We start from the raw sequence: 22596 nt of genomic DNA, 5'->3' as shown, positions 1-22596 counted from the left end.
AGAATTTGCTAGCGGGGGATTGGTAGCTGGGGCTCGGGGATCGGTCATTGGATTAATGCGCTAATCAATGCATTCACAAATTAGCTCCCGACCCCCAACAACCAGCCCCCGATCCCTCATAGTAACGTTTGACGCCCATGCAATGGGTAGGTAGAATGATCAACGCTAGGCGAAAGCGATTCGTCAAGCTCAAGGAGTAGAGTAATTTGTATGCAACAGCCCTATAAAATAGCCCAACCGCAACTCGCAAAAATGCCCAAATATCTGCTTTTAACAATGCGGCCCAAACAGTGGGTCAAGAATATTTTTGTGTTTGCAGGCTTAATCTTTGCCAACGATATGCTCTTGACCAACCCCCAAAGCCTATTACGAGTGCTCGCAACCTTTGGCTTGTGGTGTTTAATCGCTAGCTCAGTTTATCTCATCAACGATCTGGTTGATATTGAAAAAGATCGCGATCATCCAAAAAAGCGCTATCGCCCGCTGGCGAGTGGCCATCTTGCCCCAAGCAGCGCGATTATTGCGACGCTGATCTTTTTGGGCATTGGCTTGCCTTTGGCCTATATGCTCAGCCGTGGGGTGTCAATTATTCTGGCCGTCTATGTCGTGATGCAATTAGCCTATTCGTTTCGGCTCAAGCATGTGGTGATTCTCGATGTGTTTATCATTGCCGCAGGCTTTGTCTTTCGCACAGTTTCGGGCGCGGTAGTGTTGCGCATTGATATTTCGCCCTGGTTGTTGATTTGTACTGGGCTATTGTCGTTGTTTCTGGCGCTGGCCAAACGCCGTCACGAGTTGGTTTTGCTCGAAAGTGGCGCTGGCAGCCATCGCCGTGTGCTCGAAGAATATTCAACCGAGCTGCTGCAAGAAATGATTTCGCTGATTACCGCCAGCACCTTGATTGCCTATATTTTGTATACGCTTAACCCAACCAATCCCCACGTACCGACCAGTCCTTTTCCATTGATGTTGATCACCGTGCCATTTGTGATTTATGGCATTTTCCGCTACCTCTATTTGGTCTATAAAAAAGACGAAGGTGGTAGCCCTGAAGAATTGTTGCTTAAAGATTTGCCCATGTTAGCCGATATTGTGCTTTGGGGCATAACGGTTGTGACAATTATGTATATCTTTCGCCAATAGGAGTTGGTTATGCAAACACCTCGTTCACCGTGGTTGGATCGCCTGTTTAGCCTCGCAAACCTCGCGGTTATCCCAGGTTGGCTGTTGATGATCGGCGCACCACGTTCACGCTGGACACAACGGGTGATCAACGACGATCGCTTTTTTATCGGGATGGGCGGTCTCTACGCAGCCATGTTGGGTGGCGCACTGGCTGAAAACGATGGCAAAGGCTTTAGTTTTAGCACCATGCTCAATCCAACCCTCGATTCAATTGGCAAATTGTTTCAAGAGGGCGGTCCCAAGGGCACATTTGCTGGCTGGACGCATTATTTAATCTTTGATTTCTTCGTTGGGCGGGCAATTTTGCGCGATGCTCAAGAGAAAAATATTCCACATTGGCTGATTGTGCCAGCCCTAATTTGCACATTAATGAGCGGGCCTTTGGGCTTGGCCTATTATCAAGTGCTGTTGCGCGTGCGGGGTGCAGCGTGAACGAACGCCCAATTCGGCGCACGCCGCTGATTCGCATGTCGGATATTGTGCTGCCCGGCCAGACCAATAACCATGGCACGATGTTTGGTGGTGAAGTCTTGGCGATGATGGACCGTGCGGCGGCAATTGCCGCGATTCGCTTTTGCCGCCAACAAGTCGTCACCGCTTCGACCGAACGAATCGATTTTCGCACGCCAATTCATCATGGCGATTTGGTTGATATGCTGGCTAAGGTGATTTACACCGGTACAACCTCGCTGATTGTGCGGATCGATGCCTGGGCCGAAGACCCAATTTCTGGCGAACGCCGCTGGTGCACAACTGGCTTTTATTCGATGGTTTCGGTCGGGATTGATGGCCGACCGACCGCGATTCCGCGTTTGTTGGTCGAAACCCCAACCGAACAGGCCGATTGGGAGCATGGCGCGAAGATCAAAGCCTTGATTAGCGAACGGCTCAAAGCCAACGATGCGCCGATTCCCGCTGATCCGCTGACGTTCTAAATTGGGATTGTTGCTAACGTGTTGGGCTAGGTGCTCAACACGTTTTTTGATTTGATGAGGTGCATTATGCAAGCAATTATATTTGACCACCCGGGCGATGCTGAAGTTTTGCAATTGGCCGAAGTTGCCGATTTGCAACCGCAAGCTGGCGAATTGTTGATTCGGGTGCATGCAACTGCCGTCAACCGCGCCGATATTTTGCAACGCCGTGGGATGTACCCAGCACCAGCGGGAGCTTCGGAGATTTTGGGGCTAGAAATTGCTGGCGAAGTGATTGACCATGGCGCAGGAGTTACCGCGCCAGCACTAGGTACGCGGATTTGCGCCTTATTGCCAGGCGGCGGCTATGCCCAACAAGTCGTGATTCCAGCAGCGTTGGCAATGCCAATTCCCGATAGCTTGAGCTACGAACAAGCTGCTGCTATTCCCGAAGTCTGGATGACTGCTTATGACAACTTGTTTAACTGGGGTCGGTTAAGCGCTGGCGAACGCTTGTTGGTTCATGGCGGTAGCTCAGGCATTGGCACGGCAGCGATTCAACTGGCAGGTTGGCGTGGCGCTGAAGTGATCATCACTGCTGGCTCGGAGCAAAAAATTGAGCGTTGCCGCGAGTTGGGTGCAGTTGCCGGTATCAATTATCGCACTGAAAATTGGCCTGAACGCCTGCAAGAACTGACCGATCACCAAGGCGTTGACGTGGTGCTGGATATGCTGGGAGGCAGCTATTTCAACGCTAACTTAGCGAGCTTGCGAGTTGGCGGGCGCTTGGTGATTATTGCAACCATGGGCGGGGCGCAAACCGAGCTTGATCTACGCACGCTAATGCTCAAACGCTTGACGGTGTGTGGCACGACCTTGCGCGCACGCCCAATTGCCGCCAAAGCTGCGCTGACCCAGCAAATGCTTCAGGATGTATTGCCCCGTTTTGCAGATGGCACATTTACCCCAGTGATTGAAGCGGTCTTTGATTTGGCCGAAGCCAGCGCCGCCCATCGTTTGCTAGAATCGAGCCAGCATGTAGGCAAAATTGTGCTGCGAGTAGGCTAGAAGAGCATAGAACATAGAGCCTAGAACATATTTTGATCCACGAAGGATCGGAACTGCGAAGACCGTGAAGGTTTTTAGCCACAGATTGGCACAGATTCGTAGGATGAGGCTTTTAACTTCATCCCTCATCCTTACATCCTTTCGTGGCTCTGCGCCTCTGCGTTAAATGCTTATCCATGAAGGACACGAAGTGCACAAAGGACTGAAACCACGAAGACCGCGAAGGCTGTGTTCGCCACAAATTAGCACAAATGATCATTATTTAGACAAAAATTGCCCGAATAATCGTGCTTCATCCCTCATCCTTCATCCTTCATAATTTCGTAGCTCTTTGCTCTATGTTCTATGGGTTGGGCAACTTTTGATGGGGAAATACCTTAACCGCAGAGCCTTTGGCCAAAACAACTGAATAGGGCGTTTCGTTGGCGAGCCATGCCCACTGCGGGCCGTAGATCGCGCCCCAATTGAAGTGCAGTTGGTAACGCTCCACGGGATACACATCCCACTCAGGGTGCTCAACCCGATAGACAATCGGCTTACGATTGCGCCTGCGCCCAAAGCCCCATTCGTGCTCTTTGAAAAAATGTTCAGTACTTGCGGCATCAGGGTGATAGAGCTGATTGCTGGCGGTCAGTTTGACCAAATTGGTTTGGCCTTGCCAATATAAAGTATGCTCAACCGTGATTTGGCCTGCGCTGTGTTGGGTTTGGCTTTGCAAAGGTGCGGCCACATACGGCTCGTTGTAGAGCACATTGGCTAAACTGGCAACCAGCCATTGAGGCACGATTTCGCGCACAAACACTACGCCGCGTTGCTGGCCACGGCGCACATAAAAGCGCAAATTCATTTCGGCAAAATTGCGAAAGCCGGGCCAAGCCACGCCTAAAACCTTGGTTTGCAGAAAATCAAACACCACCAAACTAACAAACGCCGAGCCATAACGCCGATCAATATCTAAGCCATGTGGCAAATAGGGCAGCAAAAGTTGATCTGGCACGGCATACGAGATCAAGCCAAGATTGGCCCATTGGGCCGTTAAAAATGCAATCGTCATGCTCACTCCTTTTTTGATTAGGATTCAGGCATCAGGGGTTAGGGTTCAGAGCGAGGCGACCGAGTTCAGGGGTTGGGTTTCACTCGCGCGTACTAGCCCATAATTTTGCCACAGATGTTGAGAAAGGGATCGGGATTCAGGGGCTAGAGATCGGTAGCTTGTGCTGGCTAATAGCTCGTCGCCAATCATCCAAACCCTAATCCCTATTTTGCCACAGATTGTTGAGAATTGGGCTATTGGCTATAGGCGATAGGCTTTTGGCATTAGGATTGAATATAGTATGAGAAAATTGTTCCGCTAGCCCATAGCCAAAAGCCATCGTTCCTCTGCGCCTCTGCGTTAAGCATGCTCCACGAAGGACACAAAGTATCGGAACCGCGAAGGTTTTTAGCCACAGATTGGCACAGATTCTTAGGATTATGCTTGTGCCAGCCCATAGCCTAGAGCCAAATCTCTGTGTGTTAAACCCTGACCCCTGAATCCTGACCCCTTATCCCTATTTTGACTTCTGACTTCTGACTTTTGACTTGCCCCCTATGTTCTATGCTCTTTGCTCTTTGTTCTCTGTTCGTCTGCTATACTGAGGCTAATGGTTCTTTAGCTTCGGTAGGCCGATTGATGCAACCTGCAAGCCTCAGTATTTTGACCCCAACCCCGCTGTATCCAGCCCATGCTGGCGCGAAAACCCATAGTTTAAATGCCTTACGTCAACTAAGTCAGTATTATACCGTTGATAGTTATTGTTTAACCAAGCAACCTGAAGCCATCGATTGGGGGCCATTGCCGCAATGGTGCCGCGATCTGCGGGCGTTTGCGCCAACTAAGCCAACGCGGCGCAACCTCGACCCGCCAGCGGTTGATTTGGAGTTTTCGCAGCCGATGCTGGATTATTTGCAGCAACGCTGGCAGCAAGCAGCCCCAAAGTTGCTGCAACTTGAGGGCACGACAATGGCCCAATATGCGCCATTTGCGCGCCGTTTGGGCGTGCAGGCAACTATTTGTACCGTGCACCAAGTTGGGTTTGTGGCCCAATGGCGACGTTTGCAACGCGAAAAAAGCTGGCCGTTGCGTGCCCGCCGCTTAGCAGGTTTGCTCAGTTTGTGGTTGTATGAGCAGCGCGCCTTGCGCCATTGCGATTTGCTCGTAACCTTGAGCGAAACCGATCAACAAACCTTGGCTCGTTGGCAGCCCAAATTAAACATCGTGACCGTGCCTTCTGGGGTTGATTTTGCTGAATGGCCATTGTGTCGGCAGCAGCAAGCGCCGCAACAAGTGCTCTTTGTCGGCAATTATTTTCATCCACCGAATGTTGAAGGTGCTTTGTGGCTGGCGCGCGAGGTTTGGCCATTGGTTCAAGCCCAAATGCCTGAAGCCCGCTTAATGCTGGCAGGCCGCAGCCCAACGCCGGAAATTCAACAAATGGCGAGTGCTACAATTGCAGTGCCAGGCACAATCGATGATTTGCGCGCAGTTTATCGCCAAAGTCGGGTGGTGGCCGCGCCAATTTTCTGGGGCAGCGGCGTGCGGATTAAAATTCTCGAAGGCTTGGCGGCTGGCTTGCCGTTGGTAACAACTGCGCTTGCTGCGGAAGGCTTGCCACTTAAACCTGAAGAACATGCCCTATTTGCCGAGCGCCCAGCAGATTTTGCCGCAGCGCTTGTCCGCATCTTGCAAAACCCAGAGTTGGGTGCACAACTTGGTGACGCAGGCCGCCAGTTAATTGCCGATCGCTATGATTGGCGCGCAATTGGCCTGCAACTACAACAACACTATCAGGCCTTACTTTAACTAGGAGCTTGCGCATGGAAATGGATCATGTCGCGGTTGTTGTCAACAATATTGCTGAATCAACTGCGTGGTATGTTGAGCAATGTGGAGCACAGGTCTTATATGCTGACGACACATGGGCTTTTTTGCGCATTGGTCAAGGCAAATTAGCCTTGGTCATGGCTTATCAACACCCGCCGCATGTAGCAGTGCGCGTTGATGAAACCCAGCTGAATGCCCTTGCAGCCCAGCACAAGCAGCCGATCGATCGCCATCGCGATGGAACCAAAGGCTTTTATTTGCGCGATCCCAATGATAATGTGCTCGAAGTTATTTGCTATCCACCAACAGAAACGGTTTACACTGGGGGCTAGGGGTCAGGGTTTAGGAGTTAGGCTGTTGGCTATTGGCTATGGCAAACCCAATCAAGCTAATCTGTGCAATCTGTGGCGAAAAATAATCATTCGGGCAATCTATGGCTAAAACTGAACCTTCGCGGTTTCAAGCCTTCGTGGTGCTTCGTAGAACTTCATGAATCAAATTTACAAGGAGCATGATGACTGATTTTGCTGATGAAAACAAGGATCGCCAACTGCTTGATGCGATTCGTGGTCGGGCCTCAATGGAAGATATTGCCAACCTACGCAGCCCTGAGGTCAACACACCTGCGGCAGCAATCGAGGCACTGAAACTGGGCAACGAACGCTTTTTTAGTGGCGAAACCCAACGCACAGTGGTCAGCGTCAATCAACGCCGCTCGCAAATTATTAGCCAAACCCCATTTTCGGTGATTCTTGGCTGCTCGGATAGCCGCGTACCACCGCAGATGATTTTCGACTGTAATTTAGGCGATTTGTTTGTGGTGCGGGTAGCTGGCCAAATTGTCGATCAAGCAACCCAAGGCAGCATTGAATATGCGATCTCGCATCTTAAGTGCAAGTTGATTGTGGTGATGGGCCATGAAGGCTGTGGCGCAGTGAAAGCAGCGCTTGCCAGCGACGAGCAAATTGCCAAAGAATCGGCCAATATTCGTTACCTGATTGACCAAATTCGGCCTGTGTGCCAGCGGTTGCCAGTAATTCGCGACGAAAAAGCCCGCATGCGCGAGGCCGTAACCCAGCATGTACGCGCCCAAGTAGCGCTTTTACGCCAAAATCCGGTGGTGGCCGCCTACGAAGCAGCTAGCACAATTGCCGTGATTGGAGCCTACTATGAGATTGGCAGCGGTGCTGTTGATTTCTTCGTCACCCCCGATGAACTAGCGTTTGATTAGCAACGAGGGGAAAAGAACATAGAGCAAAGAACATAGAACATAAGGGTCAGGTGTTGGGGGCTGAGGATCAGGGATTGGGCTATGGGCTATTGGAACACGTCTTGGTATTTTAAACAAATGCCTAAGAGCCAAAAGCCTGATGCCTATAGCCATCGCTCCTTCGTGGCTGCAAAACGTTCGGCTAGCCAAGAGCCTGTAGCCATAATCCCTATCTATGCTCTATGTTCTTTGTTCTTTGCTCTCCAGCCCCTTCATTTGCACAATGGAGTGCTATCCGTAATAATGCAGCCTAAAGCTACTCCAGTCATGGAAGGACACCTCGGATATGCCTTCGCCAGTGCCAGATGGACACGTTCGCGGCGCGTTGCTGCCAATTGGCGGTGCAATGGATTTGCAGCGCAGACGGTTAATTTTATTCCGCTTCTTCGACCTCGCAGGTGGAACCAATGCCCGCATCGTGGTTATTCCCACCGCTTCGGAACTGCCTGATGGTGGCCGCGAATACCTTGAGGTCTTTGGCAACTTAGGCGTTGCCAGCGTCGATCTGCTGCCAGTGCGCGAACGGATCAACGCCAATGATCCCAAGGCGCTTGAAATTATTTCCCAAGCAACGGGCATTTTCATGACCGGCGGCAATCAATTGAAGCTTACAGCGGTGCTTGGTGGCACACCAGTTGCCACTGCTATTCGGCGAGCTAACGCGCGGGGGGTTCCGGTGGCGGGCACCAGTGCTGGTGCGTCGGCGATGAGCGCCCATATGATTGCCTATGGAGCTAAAGGGCTAGTGCCACGCTATGGCATGGTCCAATTTGGCCCAGGCCTTGGGCTAACCAATCGTGTCGTACTTGATCAACACTTTGGCGCACGCCATCGGCTTGGGCGATTAATTGCAGCAGTCAGCTTTAATCCTTATCTCATTGGGTTGGGCCTCGACGAAAACACTGCTGCCGAGATCGATGACGATCATCTGATGCAGGTGATTGGCGAAGGCTCAGTGACAGTAGTCGATGGCTCTGGCATTACCTATAGCAACATTCACCAGCTGAAAGTTGGCCAAAAAGAGGCCATCGTTGGGGTGAAATTGCATGTGCTGACCCGTGGCTGGTCGTATGATCTGATCAAACGTGAGGTTATTCCGCCTGTGGTCATGCCACCCTTGCCTGTGGCTCCACGGCTTGAGCAACCAGCTGCCGATAGCGATATTGTCTAAACCTTGGTGCGGTAGCCGCTCGTGGTACAATACGGCGCAACGTGGTTCAACGCTGCGCCACCCACTTTCCCTATTTCCCCAAAATTCTAGCCTACCCATTGCCACTATTCTGTGGAGGTTTCCCGATGAAAATTCTCGACACGCGCGTCTATCGTGGGCCGAATTATTGGTTGTATAAGCCCGCCATCAACATGACGGTTGATTTGGAAGAACTTGAGGCTTATCCAACCGATGTATTGGGTGATTTTGTTGATCGGTTGTTGGCGCTCGTGCCAAGTCTCGATGATCATCATTGTTCGTTGGGACGCCCAGGTGGCTTTGTGGAGCGGTTGCGCAATGGCACATGGCTTGGTCATGTGATGGAGCATTTGGCGCTCGAATTACAGTGCTTGGCTGGAACCTATGTCACCCAAGGCAAAACCCGTGGCACTGGCCAAGAGGGGCAGTATTTTGTTATTTTTCAATATGGCCAAGAGGATGTTGGGATCGAGGCCGCCAATTTGGCGCTGCGCTTAATTCAATTTTTGCTGCCAGCAGAATTGCCCTCAGCGATGCCCGCCGCTGAACGTGCCAACTTCGATCTGGTGCGCGAAAAGGAAGATCTGGCCCGCATGGCGGTACGCTTAGCCTTTGGCCCATCTACAGCCTCGTTGGTCAAGGCCGCCGAGGAGCGCGGCATTCCATGGTTGCGGCTCAATCAACACTCGTTGGTGCAATTTGGCCATGGCAAATATCAAAAACGGATTCAAGCAACCATCACCTCGCAAACCAGCCATATTGGGGTCGAAGTTGCCCAAGATAAGCAATTGACCAATAAATTGCTTGAGGATGCTGGCTTGCCTGTGCCCCGCCAACGCGTGGTGCGTTCAGCTGAGGGTGCGATCGAAGCAGCGCGACGTTTGCGCTATCCCTTGGTGGTCAAGCCCTTGGATGCCTCACATGGGCGTGGAATATCGATTGGCCTAACGACTGAGGCCGAGGTCGAAGTCGCGTTTGCCCAAGCCCAAGAGCATCGTTCATATGTGATTGTTGAAGAATTAGTGCCAGGCAGCGATCATCGAGTATTGGTGATTAATGGCGAGGTTGTCGCAGTTTCAGAGCGCGTGCCGGGCCATGTGGTTGGCGATGGTCAACACACGGTCGCGGAATTAGTCGAGATCGTCAATAGCGATCCACGACGCGGGGTTGGCCACGAAAATGTGTTGACGCGGCTTGAAATTGATCATCAAGCAGAACGCTGCATGGAAAAAGCTGGCGTAACCTTAGAAACGGTGCTTGAAACAGGCCAATTGCTCTATTTGCGCTCAACAGGCAACCTTTCAACTGGCGGCACAGCGATCGATCGCACCGATATGATTCATTATGAAAATGCCCAAATTGCGATTCGCGCTGCTAAAATTGTGGGCTTAGATGTGGCAGGGATCGATTTTATTATTCCCGACATTAGCCGTCCGGTGAGCGAAGTTGGCGGCGGGATTGTTGAAGTGAATGCAGCGCCAGGCTTTCGCATGCACGTTGCGCCATCTGAAGGCACGCCGCGCGATGCTGCTGGCCCAGTGATCGATATGCTGTTTCCAGCAGGCACGCCGAGCCGCATTCCCTTGGCTGCATTAACTGGCACCAACGGCAAAACTACCACCGCCCGTATGACCGCCCATATTCTCAAAATGGCGGGCTACCACGTTGGCATGACCAGCACCGATGGGATTTATATCGACGGCGAGCGCGTGTTGCGCGGCGATATGACCGGACCAAAATCGGCGCGTATGGTGCTGCGCGACCCAACTGTTGATGCGGCAGTGCTCGAAACAGCCCGCGGCGGCATTTTGCGCGAAGGCTTGGGCTACGACGAGGTTGATGTTGGGGCAATTCTCAATATCAGCGCCGATCACCTTGGCCTGCGTGGGATTGATACGCTTGAAGAGATGGCCAAGGTTAAATCGCTGATCATCGAAGTAATCAAGCGTGATGGCTGGGCCGTTTTGAATGCAGATGATCCGTTGGTAGTCAAAATGATTAAACGCACCCGTGCTAAACCTTTCTACTTCAGCTTTGACCCCGCCAATCCCTTGGTGCGCGAACAAGTGCAAAACGGCGGACGGGCGATTGTGGTCGAAAAAGGGGTCAACGGCGATATGGTGACGCTCTACGACAAAGGTCGGCATATTCCGCTTTTGTGGACACACCTCATTCCGGCGACTTTGGAAGGCCGAGCCAAATTTAATGTGGCCAATGCGATGGCAGCAGCGGCGATGGCCTATAGCTTGGGCATTAGCATCGAAAACATTCGCCAAGGCCTGCGCACCTTCACGACTTCGTTCTACCAAACCCCAGGCCGTTTGAACGTTTTTGATGAGCATCCATTCCGCGTGATTTTGGATTATGGGCATAATCCGGCGGCGGTTGGCAATTTGGTTGATGTGGTGCGTCAATTGCCCCGCGAAGGCAAAGCAATTTGCGTCATTTCGGTGCCTGGCGATCGGCGCGAAGTTGATGCGCGCGAGATTGGGCGTTTGCTCGGCTCAGGGGTGTTCGATCAGATCATTATCAAAGAAGATACCAGCTTGCGCGGACGCAAAGAGGGCGAAATGCCTGGCTACATTCGCGAGGGCTTGCTTGAGGTTGGCTTTGCTGAGAGCAATATTCAATACCACCGCCAAGAGCGTGAGGCCATTGCCTTGGCCTTAGATTCAGCACAGCGTGGCGATTTGCTGATGATTTTTGCCGATGAGCCAACCGATGCTTGGAAGCAAATTATCTATTGGCGCAAGCCGCGCGATGCTCAAAACAAAGTTGGTGGAGTAATTTAGCACCTCGCCACGTTTGATCCACGAAGGACACGAAGCGCACGAAGAATGAAACCGCGAAGATCGCGAAGGTTGATTGAGTGGTTTACTGAGATGGGTTCGTCGTTCAAATATCACAACACTCAACCATTCGTGTTCTTCGTGTCCTTCGCGGTTAAATTTCCTCCCTCATCCCTTGCTTTGCGCCTCTGCGTTAAAGTCCGATTCCGATTCCGATTCTGATTTTTGATTTTTGCCTTCTGCCTTTTGAATTCATCCCTCATCCTTCATACTTTTACTTATGTTCTACGCTCTGGGTTCTTCTTAGGCTCAACCCGCAACGTGCGTTCGGCGGTGTAGCGCACCAAGCCTGGCGGGCCGCCTTTGATTTTGCGCACATGTTTGCGCAGCGAAATATCAACCTCAACTGCGCCATCGTTGCGGGCCGATGAATAGTAGGCCGCCAGTTGGGCCGCCTGTTCGAGCGTGCGTGGCGGCACAGTCGCCGCTTGCATGCGGATAATCACATGGCCGCCGGTGCGTTCGCGAGCATGCAACCAATAATCCTCTGGCTGACCAAGCTTGAAGGTTACTTCATCGTTTTGATCGGCGCTACGGCCCACGAAAATCGTCCAGCCATCGGGCGAAATCACCCGCAACGGGCCACGGCCAACGCTCGAATTGAGCTTGCTCTTGGCTTTGCCAATGGTTTGGCGCAACCAACCACCAGCAATCAACTCGCGCTCAAATTGCTCGATTTCAGCAAAACTCTCGGCCAAACTCAGTAAATCGCTGGTTTGTTGCAGATATTCTGCTTGGGCCTCGGTTTGCTCCAACAACTGCGGCACGTCTTCCAAGGCACCTTTGGCTTTGTCGTACTCGCGAAAACGGGCTTGAGCGTTCTCTACGGCAGACAATTTTGGGTCAAGCGTGATTACGCCTTGGTCAAGTAATAATTCGCTTTGGCCTGGCTTAATTGCGTAAATATAGCCAAAAATCATCTCGCCTTCCCAACGCAATTGTTCAAGTTGTTCGACGCGAGCCAATTGGGTGCGCAATTGATCGGCCTTGGTTTTAGTGCGGCGCTGCGCTTCGGCCACCCGTTCGAGCAAGGCATCACGGCGTTGAGCGTGCGCCGTCACTTGATCAAGCTCGGCAAAGGCGGTTGCCAAAGCCTCGTTCATGCTTGGGTAGACTTCGGTATGGGCTTGGTGCTGCAATGCAAACGCGGCGATGCCAATTGGCGTGCCTTCGGCGTTGCGGGCCAAGGTTGGCTCAATCGTCGCGAGGCTGGTCAATTCGCGTAACTGCTTAGCGATCTGCTCAAAATCAAGCTCGGGCGTAATTTCGACGTTGGTTGCGCCAGCCGCTCGCCAAGCGATTTCGCGCCCGGTTTGTGGCGAAACCCCACTATATTCAGTTACCAAGGCTTTGGCTAAATCGCCGCCTAAAACCGCAATCGCGGCGGCGGTTGCCGTGCGTGGATCGTTTTTGCCTTGGCTTGGCGGCGCTTCATAGATACTGCGTGGCATAATTGGGCGTTGCGAACGCTGCGGGTTATAGTGGCGAATGCTTTCCAAAACCAAGCCATTATCATCAACCAAAATAAGATTTGATGAATGGCCGATAATTTCCAGTACCAACTCACTATAACGCGGCGTAAGCATCACCTCATCGTCGTCATCCTCATCAGGCTCTAGTTCCTTGCGAGGAATTGGCATCTTGGCTATACTGAGCGAAATAACCCGTTCCAATGGCGCAGATTCGATCTTTGTGATTCGTCCGCCGCGAACATATTTGCGTAACAACAATAACAAAGGTGAATCGGCATTGGGGTCACGGGTTAGTTTGGTCGGCACGGTATGCAGGCGGGCAAATTTGGCATTGGCCGAAAGCAACAGCTGATGGCGCTGCCCATCGGCATAGACCTCAAAGCCCACGCTATCGGGATTCGGCAAAACCACCTGTTGAATTTTGCCGCCAACCAAGATCTGTAATTCAGCGACAATCGCTGCTACAACAAGCGCATCAATGTGCATAGACGATTCTCCTTCATGGCTCAATCGTACTCAAGCATTGGCGGATCGTCAATAATTTAGCAACCCTTAGTTTAGGAGGTATTGTGTCACACCCAGAACTCAACCCGATTTTGCACAACCAAGCTCCTGTGCCGCTACTCGTGATTATTTCAGGCCCATCAGGGGTTGGCAAAGATACGGTGTTGATGCGGATGCGCGAATTTGGCATGCCCTTTCATTTTGTGGTCACCACCACCAGCCGTGGCCAACGCCCAGGCGAAGTAGAGGGCTTTGATTATAATTTTATCTCCAAAGATGAATTTGAAACTATGATTGCCAACAACGATTTGTTGGAGCATGCCGTGGTTTATGGCGAATACAAGGGCATTCCCAAATCGCAGGTACGCGATGCGCTTGCCAGTGGCAAAGATGTAATTTTGCGGATCGACGTGCAGGGCGCTGCAACCATGCGCAAATTAGTGCCCGATGCTGTGTTGATCTTCATTGTGCCACCATCGAGCGCCGAATTGGCCAACCGCCTGCGCCTGCGCCGCACCGAATCGGCAGAAGGCTTAGAGCGCCGCATGGCCTTGGCCGAAGAAGAAATGGGCCGCGTCGATGAATTTGATTATGTGGTGATGAACCCCGAATCACGGCCCGACGAAGCAGCAAGTATGATTCAAGCCATTATTCGGGCTGAAAAATCGCGCATTCGTCCGCGCCGAATTAAACTCTAAAACCCCGATTGGGCTTAATCGGCCAAACGTGGCTGGTTAAGCCCATTTCCTCAGCATCTCTTCATCAAAGTAGCACTTTCGGGCAAACCAAAAAACCTCTATAATACTTATTAATCTATGCTCCACCGCAGGGTTGCATTGGAGTGTCTGTGTGGCTCCGAGGATTGAACAACATGACCACTGCATTGGTTACCGCCTCTACATCGAGCTTGCCAATGGAGCTTATTCAGCGCTATGGCATTGAATTAATTCCATTCACCATTCAATTTGTCGATGGCAATCTGCGCGAAAGCGAAGATGTTTCACTCGATGAGTTTTATCGCCGTTTAGTTCATGAAGATGTGATTCCGACAACTGCGCCTTCGTCGGCAGGCCAGTTTATTAACTATTTTCGTCAACACCCAGCCGATGACATCATCGTGATTCATGTTGGTTCGATGCTTAGCCAAAGCTATGCCAACGCCATGCAAGCAGCTTCGCGGGTTCAAGGCCGCATGATTTATAACATCGATTCGCGCCAATTTGCGCTTGGCACCGGTTTATTGGTGCTCGAAGCCGCCGAAGCCATGGCCAACGGCGCCAGCGCGGCAGCGGTCGTTTCACAAATCGAACATCAAATTCCGAATATCATGACCGTGGCCTCGCTCGAAACTGTGCGCTATTTGCGGCTGAGCGGTCGTTTGGGCCGCATCGGCGCCATGGCAGCTTCGCTCTTGGGCATCTACCCGATTTTGGGGCTTGACCGCAAAGGCCAAGCTGAAATGGTTGGCCGCGCTCGCTCACGCGCCGATTCGCTAACCATGATGATTCAGCAAGCAAAAGACTTTGTGGGCAAGGCCAAAATTCGGCGCATGGGCATTTTGCACACCAACGTCCAAGCAGAAGCAGAAACCTTTGCCAAACAGGTTGCCGAGCATTTCCCAGGCATTCCCTTGTTGATCTCCGATGCTGGCCCAGTTTTGGCTGTGCACGGCGGGCCGGGCGCGTTGGGCATTTCGGTCTTGCGAGAAGAAGCCTAAATTATGCATTTGTTTCGGCGCGTTCCCAGCATTCACGATTTGGCGATGCGGCCACTAGTTGAGAGCGATCTCGCACCGCTCATGGGTTTGCTTGAGCAAACGCCATGGGCTTCGCTTTCGATTCCCCACGATGAGTTTGGCCTAACCCTCAGCGATCAGCTTAGCATTGTTTTGGAATACAACGGCAAATTGTGGGGCTGCGTGCTGATGGGCTACGCAGTTGGCCCCATTGCCTGGATTCGGGCGCTGATCGTGCATCATTCGTTGCGCCCCGCCGAAGCAGTAACAACATTTTTGCAGGCTGCCGAACGCTATGCCAAGGCCCGAGGCGTTGAGCGCGTGCTGCTGATGAGCGACGAACGCGATGCGAGTTGGCTCTTGCCATGGGTCTTGCACGAAGGCTATCAGCAACAACTTGATGTGGTGGGCTACGAAAAACGCGCAATGCAGATTCCTGCTTGGGGCAATACTGGGGCCTGGATTCGCCCAGCAACGCCTGCCGACGTGCCCATGATCGCCAAAATCGACGCTGCGGCCTTTGCTGCCGAGTGGGTCAAAAGTAGCACAATTCTGGCTGGAGTTTTTCCGGTTGCGCCATTTTACATCGTGGCCGAACTTAACCATACAATTGTTGGCTATGCCTTTGCCACTGTGCATCATGGCGGCATTATGGCCCATCTCGTGCGGATTGCGGTCGATCCAGCACTGCAAGGCAAAGGCATTGGGGTGCGGCTGTTGGCCGAATTGGTCGATTGGTGTAGTTTAAATGGCGTGCAGTTGCTTTCGCTCAATACCCAAAATACCAACCAACATGCCCAGCGGCTCTACGAGTGGTTTGGGTTTATGCGCAACGGCGAACGCCAAACTGTTTTAGTCAAAGAGATATAAACTTGGCTCTGTTTTCGGGAGGATTTTGAAATGAAACATGTGCAAGATATAGCGCAACGGCTGGCGGCCAACGTCGAAAAGGTGATCATCGGCAAACGTGCTGCGGTGGATTTAACCTTGATTGCCTTGTTGTGTCGCGGCCATGTGCTCTTGGAAGATGTGCCAGGCGTGGGCAAGACCACCCTTGCCAAGGCAATTGCCCGCAGCATTGGCTGTAGCTTCAAGCGCATTCAGTTCACCCCCGATCTCTTGCCAACCGATGTCAGCGGGGTTTCAATTTTCAATCAAAAATCGGGTGAGTTTGAGTTTCGGCCTGGGCCAATTATCGCCAACTTAGTCCTAGCCGATGAAATTAATCGTGCTACGCCCAAAACCCAATCGGCCTTGCTCGAAAGCATGGAAGAAGGCCAATTGACCGTTGATGGCATCACCCGCCCATTGCCCCAGCCCTTCATTGTGCTTGCCACCCAAAACCCAATCGAATACGAAGGCACGTTTCCCTTGCCCGAGGCCCAACTCGACCGCTTTTTGCTGCGCATTACCTTGGGCTATCCCGCCAAGGCCGATGAATTGGCGATCTTGGAGAGCCAACGCAAAGCGCACCCAATCGATGCTTTAGAGCAAGTCGTGACGATTGAAGAATTGCAACAGCTACAAGCTGAAATTCGCGATGTCTATGTCGATGAGCAGATCAAAGAATATATTGTGGCAATTACTACCGCCACCCGTAATAATAGCGATGTGTATCTCGGCGCTAGCCCGCGTGGTTCGTTGGCGCTCTATCGCACTGCCCAAGCTCTAGCGGCTTTGCAAGGCCGCGATTATGTCATTCCCGATGATATTAAAGTTTTGGTCAAACCTGTGCTAGCGCATCGCATGATCATCAGCCCAGCAGCACGGATTCGCAACATTCATGCAGACGAATTAATTCAACAAATTTTGAGCCAAGTGCCAGTACCAGGCGCACGCGCTGGGCGACGATATGAGCGGCAGCAGCCAGCGGTTGCACAATAGGGGCAGCATATGCGGGCATTAGGCATCCTTAGCTTGGCCGTCGTCCTGTTTCTGACTGGGCTTTCGAGTAATATTCCCTTCTTTTATTACTTGACCTACACTCTGCTTGGGTTGTTGGTGATTGCCTATGCTTGGGCGTGGAGCAACCTCGAAGGCCTGGAGATCGAGCGCGAATCAAGCACCACCCGCGCCCAAGTTGGCGAAACGGTGCGCGAACGAATTACCATTTACAATACCTGGCCCTTGCCCAAGCTGTGGGTCGAAGTGCGCGATCACTCCGATTTGCCGTCGCATGGCTCGGGCTTTGTGAGCTATATTCCAGGCCGCGAGAAACGGCGTTGGATGGTGCGCACGCCCTGTACCTTGCGCGGCAAATGGCGCTTGGGGCCAGTCTCGGTGCGCAGCGGCGATCCATTTGGGATCTTCCAACTGCACAAAATGGTCGATCTGACCCACGATCTGTTGGTCTATCCGGCAACCGTTGATTTGCCCAAATTCGAGCTGCCAACCGCTGAGCTAATTGGCGGCCAAGATGTGCGTTCGCGCACGTTTCACGTTACGCCGAATGTTTCGACCGTGCGCCAATATGTGCCAGGCGATAGCTTCAACCGCATTCACTGGCGTTCGACCGCGCGCACTGGTGCGCTCATGGTTAAAGAGTTCGAGCTTGATCCCTCAGCAGATGTTTGGATCATCTTGGATATGGAAGAGCGTTTTCACCATGGCCAGCCCGATGCAGCGATTCCGGCGATTATCAAAAGCTTGCAAGGCAAAATTGCGATTCCCAACACGACCGAGGAATATAGCATTACCTTGGCGGCTTCGTTGGCCCGCCATTTGTTGCGGCTCAATCGCAGCGTCGGCTTATTGACCTACGGGGCACAACGAGAAATTATTCTGCCTGAACGCGAAGCACGCCAGCTGTATAAAATTTTGGAGCCATTGGCGATGCTCCATGCCACCAGCAACACCTCGTTAGCCGAATTATTGGCCGCTGAAAGCCAACGCTTTGGCCGCAATTCCTCATTGTTGATCATCACAGCGGCGCTTGATGAGCGTTGGGTGGCGGCGGTACAACGCTTGGTCTATCGGGGCGCACGAGCTTCAATTATGTTTCTCGATGGCAAATCGTTTGGCGGCTGGCGCGACCCTGAGCCAACCTTTGCCCGCTTGGCCGAACTACGGGTGCCAGTGTATCGAATTCACGCTGGCGATGGCTTAGATCGCGCCTTGGCCGAGCCAGCGATTCGCGCCATGGGGCGGAGTTAGCAATGACACACAATCGACCAACCGTCGAATTACGCCCAGCCAACGCCAACGATTTGGCGATTTTGGGCGAACTATTGCTCGATTTATATGATGCAGAATTGCCCGATTCGTTGCGTGGAGCCGATAGCCAACGCCAAGCCTTGTTGCGCTACACCTTGCATGCAAATAATTTTGCTGGGGTGCGCGGGCGCTATGTCGTGCGCAATCAAGCAGGCGAAATTGTCGGCATGGCAGGCATTCAATTTCCCAACGAGCCAGCCCCTGACCGAGTACCACGCGGCACGCTAAACATGGCGGTGCAATTGATTGGCCTGAAGCATACGCTGCATCTATTGAGCACGGTTGCAGCCTCGATGCTGATGCCACCGCCGAAATTCAACCCCGACTATGCCTACATTCATGGGATTGTGGTGCGTGCCCAGCAGCGCGGCCAAGGCTATGGCGCGGCGATTATGCAAGCGGTTGAGCAGCAATTAGCCGCGCGCAAGGTCGCTGGTGCCCAATTACAAGTAATTGTCGATAACCAACAAGCGGCGAAACTATACGAGCGTTTAGGCTATCGCACGGTCTATCGCTCACCAAAATGGCTCGATCGCGTGACAATTCCGAATATTTTGATGCAAAAACCGTTGCCAACCAATTAAGATTGCTGGCAGATTAACCAATAATCTTCGAGAAAGAAAAGAGGCCGAGCATGTATGAAGTTGCCCATGCCCGATCACAACGGCTGCGAATTCCAGTCGTCACATGGCTGTATTGGATTGGCGTGCATATTCCAGCACTAGCACTGTATGCTTTAGTAATACCCTACTTTTACCAAGATCATCCTGATGGTGGCGAATTATTTCTGTTGGGTTTGATGATTGCCCTCACATTAATCGCTATTGGAAGCATGAGCTATGGGCAGGCTTGGATCTTAAAACGAACAATTGATCCGAATTTGTTCAAACACTGGTTTAGGGCAACGCTTGGAGCATATTGTTTAGTGATTATTGTGAAATATATGTTGAGCATCGATTATCTACTCTTTTCGATGTTTCGTAAGTCTAATACGAGTAACCCCTTCGTGCACTGGATAGAGCCGCAATTAATCTCAGTGGCCATCACATGTTTGGCAATAAGCAGCGTTCAAGCCGTGGTTTTACGCAAATTTGGCTATCGCACGCTGCATTGGATTCCAACAATGCTGGTTAGTTGGCTCGTTGCTTCGCTAACCATCGCCTCGTTTAATACTTTGTACGCTGGAGCTCTCTCTGGAACAACCGCGCTAGTCATGGGTTGCGCCAGCGTGCTCAACGGCTTGGGGCTTTTTCTGATTCAACCAATTCATAATCATGGACAAAAGCCATAACCTAGCCATCAGCGGCTCAGAGGCTAAATTACGATTGAAATCACACAAATCTGTGCAATCTGTGGCTAAAAAATTTAACCTTCGTGCACTTCGCGTTCTTCGTGGTTAAAAAATTATCCCCGTGGATCAAGCGCTGATCCACGGGGGATTTAGATTAGGCTGACCAGCCCCAACCAACGCCATCGGGCTTGGCATCGGCACTAGGCATGGTGCGAGTCAAGCGCCAAACTTGGCGAGTCGTGGGATCGGTAATTTGAAAAAGAGCTTGGGTTTCGGTTTGATCGATCAACAAAAATTCGAGGTTTAAATTTGAATGCGGATTGTTGAGCCATTGCTCAATCTCTTGAATATAGCGTTGAGGCTGCTGGGCAAAAAGCGCATCGCCTTCGCCCAACCCCAGGCGCGCCGCCTTGTGATCAAGCTCCAGCATTATTGCGCTATTCAGCATATCAGCAATTTCGTGGGCGCTACTTTCCTCGCGATTGGTGCGAATACACACATATTCGGCTAAATCGACAGGCTCACCATGTGCTGCAACTGGGTGCAATGGAAACGTAGCCAAGGGAAAACCAAGCTGATCGGGGTGGAGCGGTTCTGATATGGCGGTACAAACCTGCGAATCGGTCGCCGCAATCACCAACCATTGGTCGCTGGTTGGATGATGTAACAACATCCGGCGTTCCATAAAGACTCCTCTACGCATCGTTGAGAAAGGAGAATCAAGGTTATTTTGGATGTTTCTCGCAATGCGTGCTGTATTATAACCCATGTTATAAAAATAATTGATAGATCGTTATGTATATAGCTCGCTCCGTTAACATTCATCCGTGGTGTTAACATCCTCAGTTTGATATAGCTTTAACTGCTCAATAGCAAGAAGTGGCGCTTAAAATAAAAATAACGTGGTAAACCACGTTATTTTGCTTATTAATATTTGATTATTTAATTATTGTGCTACGACATCGCGACGTAAACTAATCATTTCATGAGATAAACCAAAGCCAACTTTCTCATATAAACCGCGCGCAGTTGGGTTATCCTGGTCAACAACTAATTCAAGTTCCTGAATCTCAGGCGCACTAAAAATCCATGTCAAACAATGCTGCATAATCTTGGTAGCAATGCCACGGCCACGAGCAATTGGTGCAACGCCAACAAATTCAATCCCTGCTTCAGCAAATTCTGGTTGGCGTTCTGTATAAATATAGCCCAACAATTGTCCAGCTTCACGTATAATAAATACTTGGCGATCGTGATTAATTCGTTCGAGAATTTGGCTGCCGCTATAGTAGGTTTGGGGGAATAATTGATCATGCAATTCGCAAAACGCTGCATGGAGTTCTGCTGGCAACGCTTCAACATCACTCTTGGTTACATGGTCAGTTAATTGTGAACGTTTGTAAGCAAGAATTGCGTGGGTATTGCGCTGGTAAAATTGCTGACGCGCGGCCCAATCGCGCACAAATTGATTTTGCAAATTGCAAAACATATCAATCATCGTGACATGGGGCTTTAGCTCTGGCAACAATTCAGCCAGCAAGCTATCTGCAAGCTCAAAGCGCTGCTCGCTCAAGGCAATTGGCCCCCATAAGAACGCGCGCCCAGTATCCGAAATTTGTTCGAGGCCCATCAAGCCTTGCAATTGTTCGTCAGCGCTAGCTAAGGCAAATTGTTGTTCGATTGGAAACTCAAGCTCACGCCATGTTTGGGCAATTTGGTCGGCTTGCGCGCCAGCAAACCCCAAGTGGGTACTTGGTTCGTGCTGAAATTGGGCCATAAACGCTGCTGCTTGGTCAATCTGGGCTGGTTGCATACGGCTAATCGTTGGCATCTATCTACCTCACATTCGGCTAATTTGGTACTACGCTATTTTGTTGGTATCATGACCAAACGAGATCATTCGTTGGATGGATTGGAGCGTACAGCGGTGGGAGCATGGAATATCATCGGAAATGAGTGGGCAATTGAATTATTGCGCTTGGCAATTGCCCGTAATTCGGCCAGCCATGCCTATTTGCTCACCGGTTTGCCCAATATTGGCAAAGCAACCTTGGCCTTACACATCGCCCAGGCGCTCAATTGTGAGCACAACAATGGCGATGTTTGCGGCGAATGTCGCGCCTGCAAACGCATCGCCAAAGGTAATTTTCCCGATGTACGGATTGTTGGCTTGGCCGAACAAGCAGCCCAACAAAAAGCCAGCGAAAGCGTCAAAACTCGCTTGGGCATTGACACCGTGCGCGAATGGCAGGCCGATATTGCCCTGCGACCATACGAAGGGCGCCGGCGAGTTTTTATTATGCACGATGCTGAAACCATGACCGAACAAGCAGCCAATGCCTTGCTCAAAACCCTTGAAGAACCACCACCATTTGCTACCTTGATTTTGGTTGCCAATAGCGCTGGCGATTTGTTGCCAACAATAACCTCGCGCTGCCATGTGCTGAAATTGCGCCCAGTGCCGCGCCAACAAGTGACCCAAGCATTAATCGAACGCTGGCAGATTGCGCCCGCCGATGCGGCGATTGTGGCTGCTTGGAGCGCAGGCCGCATCGGCTGGGCCGCGACGGTCGCCCAATCGCCAGACCTCTTGCAAGCCCGCGCCGAACAACTTGAGAGCTTGATCGAATTGCCAAGTAAGCCGTTGGTCGAGCGCTTCAAATGGGCCGAAAGCTGGAGCAAAGCCAATCGCGAGCGCGATGAACTGTTTGCGATGCTCGAATTATGGCAAGTGTGGTGGCGCGACGTGCTGTTGACCGCCGCTGGCACAGAGCAAGGCCTGATTAATATTGATCGGATTGAGGATTTGCAAGCGCTCGCTCGCCTGCCCTTGCCTGCAATTCATAAAACGCTCAAAGGCATCAACGATGCAGTAACTCAAATTCGCGAGAATGTCAGCCCTCAATTGGCACTCGAAGGGGTTTTGCTCAATTTAGCTGGAGCGAAGGGGTAGCGTTTGATCCACGAAGAGCACGAAGCGCACGAAGGACGGAAACCACGAAGGACGCGAAGATCGCGAAGGTTTCGTTTTTGAGCCACGAAT

Annotated in this window: 21 protein-coding genes; 17 read left to right on the top strand and 4 right to left on the bottom strand. The window is 51.6% G+C overall.

The features are described from left to right. The first annotated feature begins 210 nt into the window (after positions 1-210). The 4 genes from SE18_RS11100 (at position 211) to SE18_RS11085 (ending at position 3167) form a co-directional block, all read left to right on the top strand. Entirely contained in the window at positions 211-1143 is a 933-nt protein-coding gene (locus SE18_RS11100) for a decaprenyl-phosphate phosphoribosyltransferase (protein ID WP_054534529.1), read from the top strand. 9 nt (positions 1144-1152) lie between these two features. Continuing rightward, on the top strand, positions 1153-1617 hold the full coding sequence (locus SE18_RS11095) for an ABA4-like family protein (protein ID WP_054534528.1): 465 nt from the start codon (positions 1153-1155) through the stop codon (positions 1615-1617). Next, positions 1614-2120 (top strand): acyl-CoA thioesterase, encoded by a 507-nt coding sequence (locus SE18_RS11090; RefSeq protein ID WP_012190778.1) that lies wholly within the window; start codon positions 1614-1616, stop codon positions 2118-2120. The genes SE18_RS11095 and SE18_RS11090 overlap by 4 nt, the downstream gene beginning before the upstream one ends. A 66-nt stretch (positions 2121-2186) precedes the next feature. After that, positions 2187-3167, top strand: coding sequence for an NAD(P)H-quinone oxidoreductase (locus tag SE18_RS11085; protein WP_054534527.1), 981 nt, complete (start codon positions 2187-2189; stop codon positions 3165-3167). Between the two features lie 343 nt (positions 3168-3510). Here SE18_RS11085 and SE18_RS11080 read toward each other — a convergent pair whose 3' ends face one another. Then, positions 3511-4221, bottom strand: coding sequence for a YqjF family protein (locus tag SE18_RS11080; protein WP_054534526.1), 711 nt, complete (start codon positions 4219-4221; stop codon positions 3511-3513). Positions 4222-4839: 618 nt separating this feature from the next. Here SE18_RS11080 and SE18_RS11075 point away from each other — a divergent pair. The 5 genes from SE18_RS11075 (at position 4840) to cphA (ending at position 11281) form a co-directional block, all read left to right on the top strand. Then, on the top strand, positions 4840-6009 hold the full coding sequence (locus SE18_RS11075; RefSeq protein ID WP_054534525.1) for a glycosyltransferase family 4 protein: 1170 nt from the start codon (positions 4840-4842) through the stop codon (positions 6007-6009). Between the two features lie 14 nt (positions 6010-6023). After that, positions 6024-6362: a VOC family protein gene (locus SE18_RS11070; RefSeq protein WP_054534524.1), complete on the top strand. Its 339-nt coding sequence runs from the start codon at positions 6024-6026 to the stop codon at positions 6360-6362. Between the two features lie 182 nt (positions 6363-6544). Further along, on the top strand, positions 6545-7261 hold the full coding sequence (locus SE18_RS11065) for a carbonic anhydrase (RefSeq protein ID WP_054534523.1): 717 nt from the start codon (positions 6545-6547) through the stop codon (positions 7259-7261). A 325-nt stretch (positions 7262-7586) separates the two neighbouring features. Further along, on the top strand, positions 7587-8471 hold the full coding sequence (locus SE18_RS11060; protein WP_054534522.1) for a cyanophycinase: 885 nt from the start codon (positions 7587-7589) through the stop codon (positions 8469-8471). A 125-nt stretch (positions 8472-8596) separates the two neighbouring features. Continuing rightward, a complete protein-coding gene (gene cphA, locus SE18_RS11055) occupies positions 8597-11281 on the top strand; it encodes a cyanophycin synthetase (protein WP_054534521.1) in 2685 nt (894 codons plus the stop codon). A gap of 275 nt (positions 11282-11556) precedes the next feature. Here cphA and SE18_RS11050 read toward each other — a convergent pair whose 3' ends face one another. After that, positions 11557-13296, bottom strand: coding sequence for an Rqc2 family fibronectin-binding protein (locus tag SE18_RS11050; RefSeq protein ID WP_054534520.1), 1740 nt, complete (start codon positions 13294-13296; stop codon positions 11557-11559). A gap of 83 nt (positions 13297-13379) precedes the next feature. On the opposite strand from SE18_RS11050, the gene SE18_RS11045 reads away from it, so the two are divergent. The 7 genes from SE18_RS11045 to SE18_RS11015 all read left to right on the top strand — a co-directional run bounded on the left by SE18_RS11045 (position 13380) and on the right by SE18_RS11015 (position 19553). Continuing rightward, positions 13380-14012, top strand: coding sequence for a guanylate kinase (locus SE18_RS11045; protein WP_054534519.1), 633 nt, complete (start codon positions 13380-13382; stop codon positions 14010-14012). A gap of 173 nt (positions 14013-14185) precedes the next feature. Further along, positions 14186-15031, top strand: a complete 846-nt coding sequence (locus SE18_RS11040) for a DegV family protein (RefSeq protein ID WP_054534518.1) — start codon at positions 14186-14188, stop codon at positions 15029-15031. A gap of 3 nt (positions 15032-15034) precedes the next feature. After that, a complete protein-coding gene (locus SE18_RS11035; RefSeq protein WP_054534517.1) occupies positions 15035-15919 on the top strand; it encodes a GNAT family N-acetyltransferase in 885 nt (294 codons plus the stop codon). 30 nt (positions 15920-15949) lie between these two features. Then, entirely contained in the window at positions 15950-16933 is a 984-nt protein-coding gene (locus SE18_RS11030) for an AAA family ATPase (RefSeq protein WP_054534516.1), read from the top strand. 9 nt (positions 16934-16942) lie between these two features. Next, the gene (locus tag SE18_RS11025) at positions 16943-18202 is read left to right on the top strand and encodes a DUF58 domain-containing protein (protein WP_054534515.1); all 1260 of its coding nucleotides are present in this window, start codon (positions 16943-16945) and stop codon (positions 18200-18202) included. Between the two features lie 2 nt (positions 18203-18204). Further along, positions 18205-18846, top strand: a complete 642-nt coding sequence (locus tag SE18_RS11020; RefSeq protein WP_054534514.1) for a GNAT family N-acetyltransferase — start codon at positions 18205-18207, stop codon at positions 18844-18846. A 50-nt stretch (positions 18847-18896) separates the two neighbouring features. Further along, positions 18897-19553, top strand: coding sequence for a hypothetical protein (locus SE18_RS11015; protein WP_054534513.1), 657 nt, complete (start codon positions 18897-18899; stop codon positions 19551-19553). A gap of 154 nt (positions 19554-19707) precedes the next feature. Here the strand turns inward: SE18_RS11015 and SE18_RS11010 are convergent, their stop codons facing one another. Then, positions 19708-20238, bottom strand: coding sequence for a hypothetical protein (locus SE18_RS11010; RefSeq protein ID WP_054534512.1), 531 nt, complete (start codon positions 20236-20238; stop codon positions 19708-19710). A gap of 261 nt (positions 20239-20499) precedes the next feature. Next, a complete protein-coding gene (locus tag SE18_RS11005) occupies positions 20500-21384 on the bottom strand; it encodes a GNAT family N-acetyltransferase (protein WP_054534511.1) in 885 nt (294 codons plus the stop codon). A gap of 51 nt (positions 21385-21435) precedes the next feature. Here SE18_RS11005 and holB point away from each other — a divergent pair, with 51 nt between their 5' ends. Then, positions 21436-22506 carry a DNA polymerase III subunit delta' gene (gene holB, locus SE18_RS11000; RefSeq protein WP_054534510.1) on the top strand — a complete coding sequence of 357 codons (1071 nt, stop codon included), beginning with the start codon at positions 21436-21438 and terminating at the stop codon, positions 22504-22506. Positions 22507-22596 lie beyond the last annotated feature (90 nt).

This window comes from Herpetosiphon geysericola (assembly GCF_001306135.1).
GTDB lineage: Bacteria > Chloroflexota > Chloroflexia > Chloroflexales > Herpetosiphonaceae > Herpetosiphon > Herpetosiphon geysericola.
This window is presented reverse-complemented; position numbering and strand designations above follow the sequence as displayed.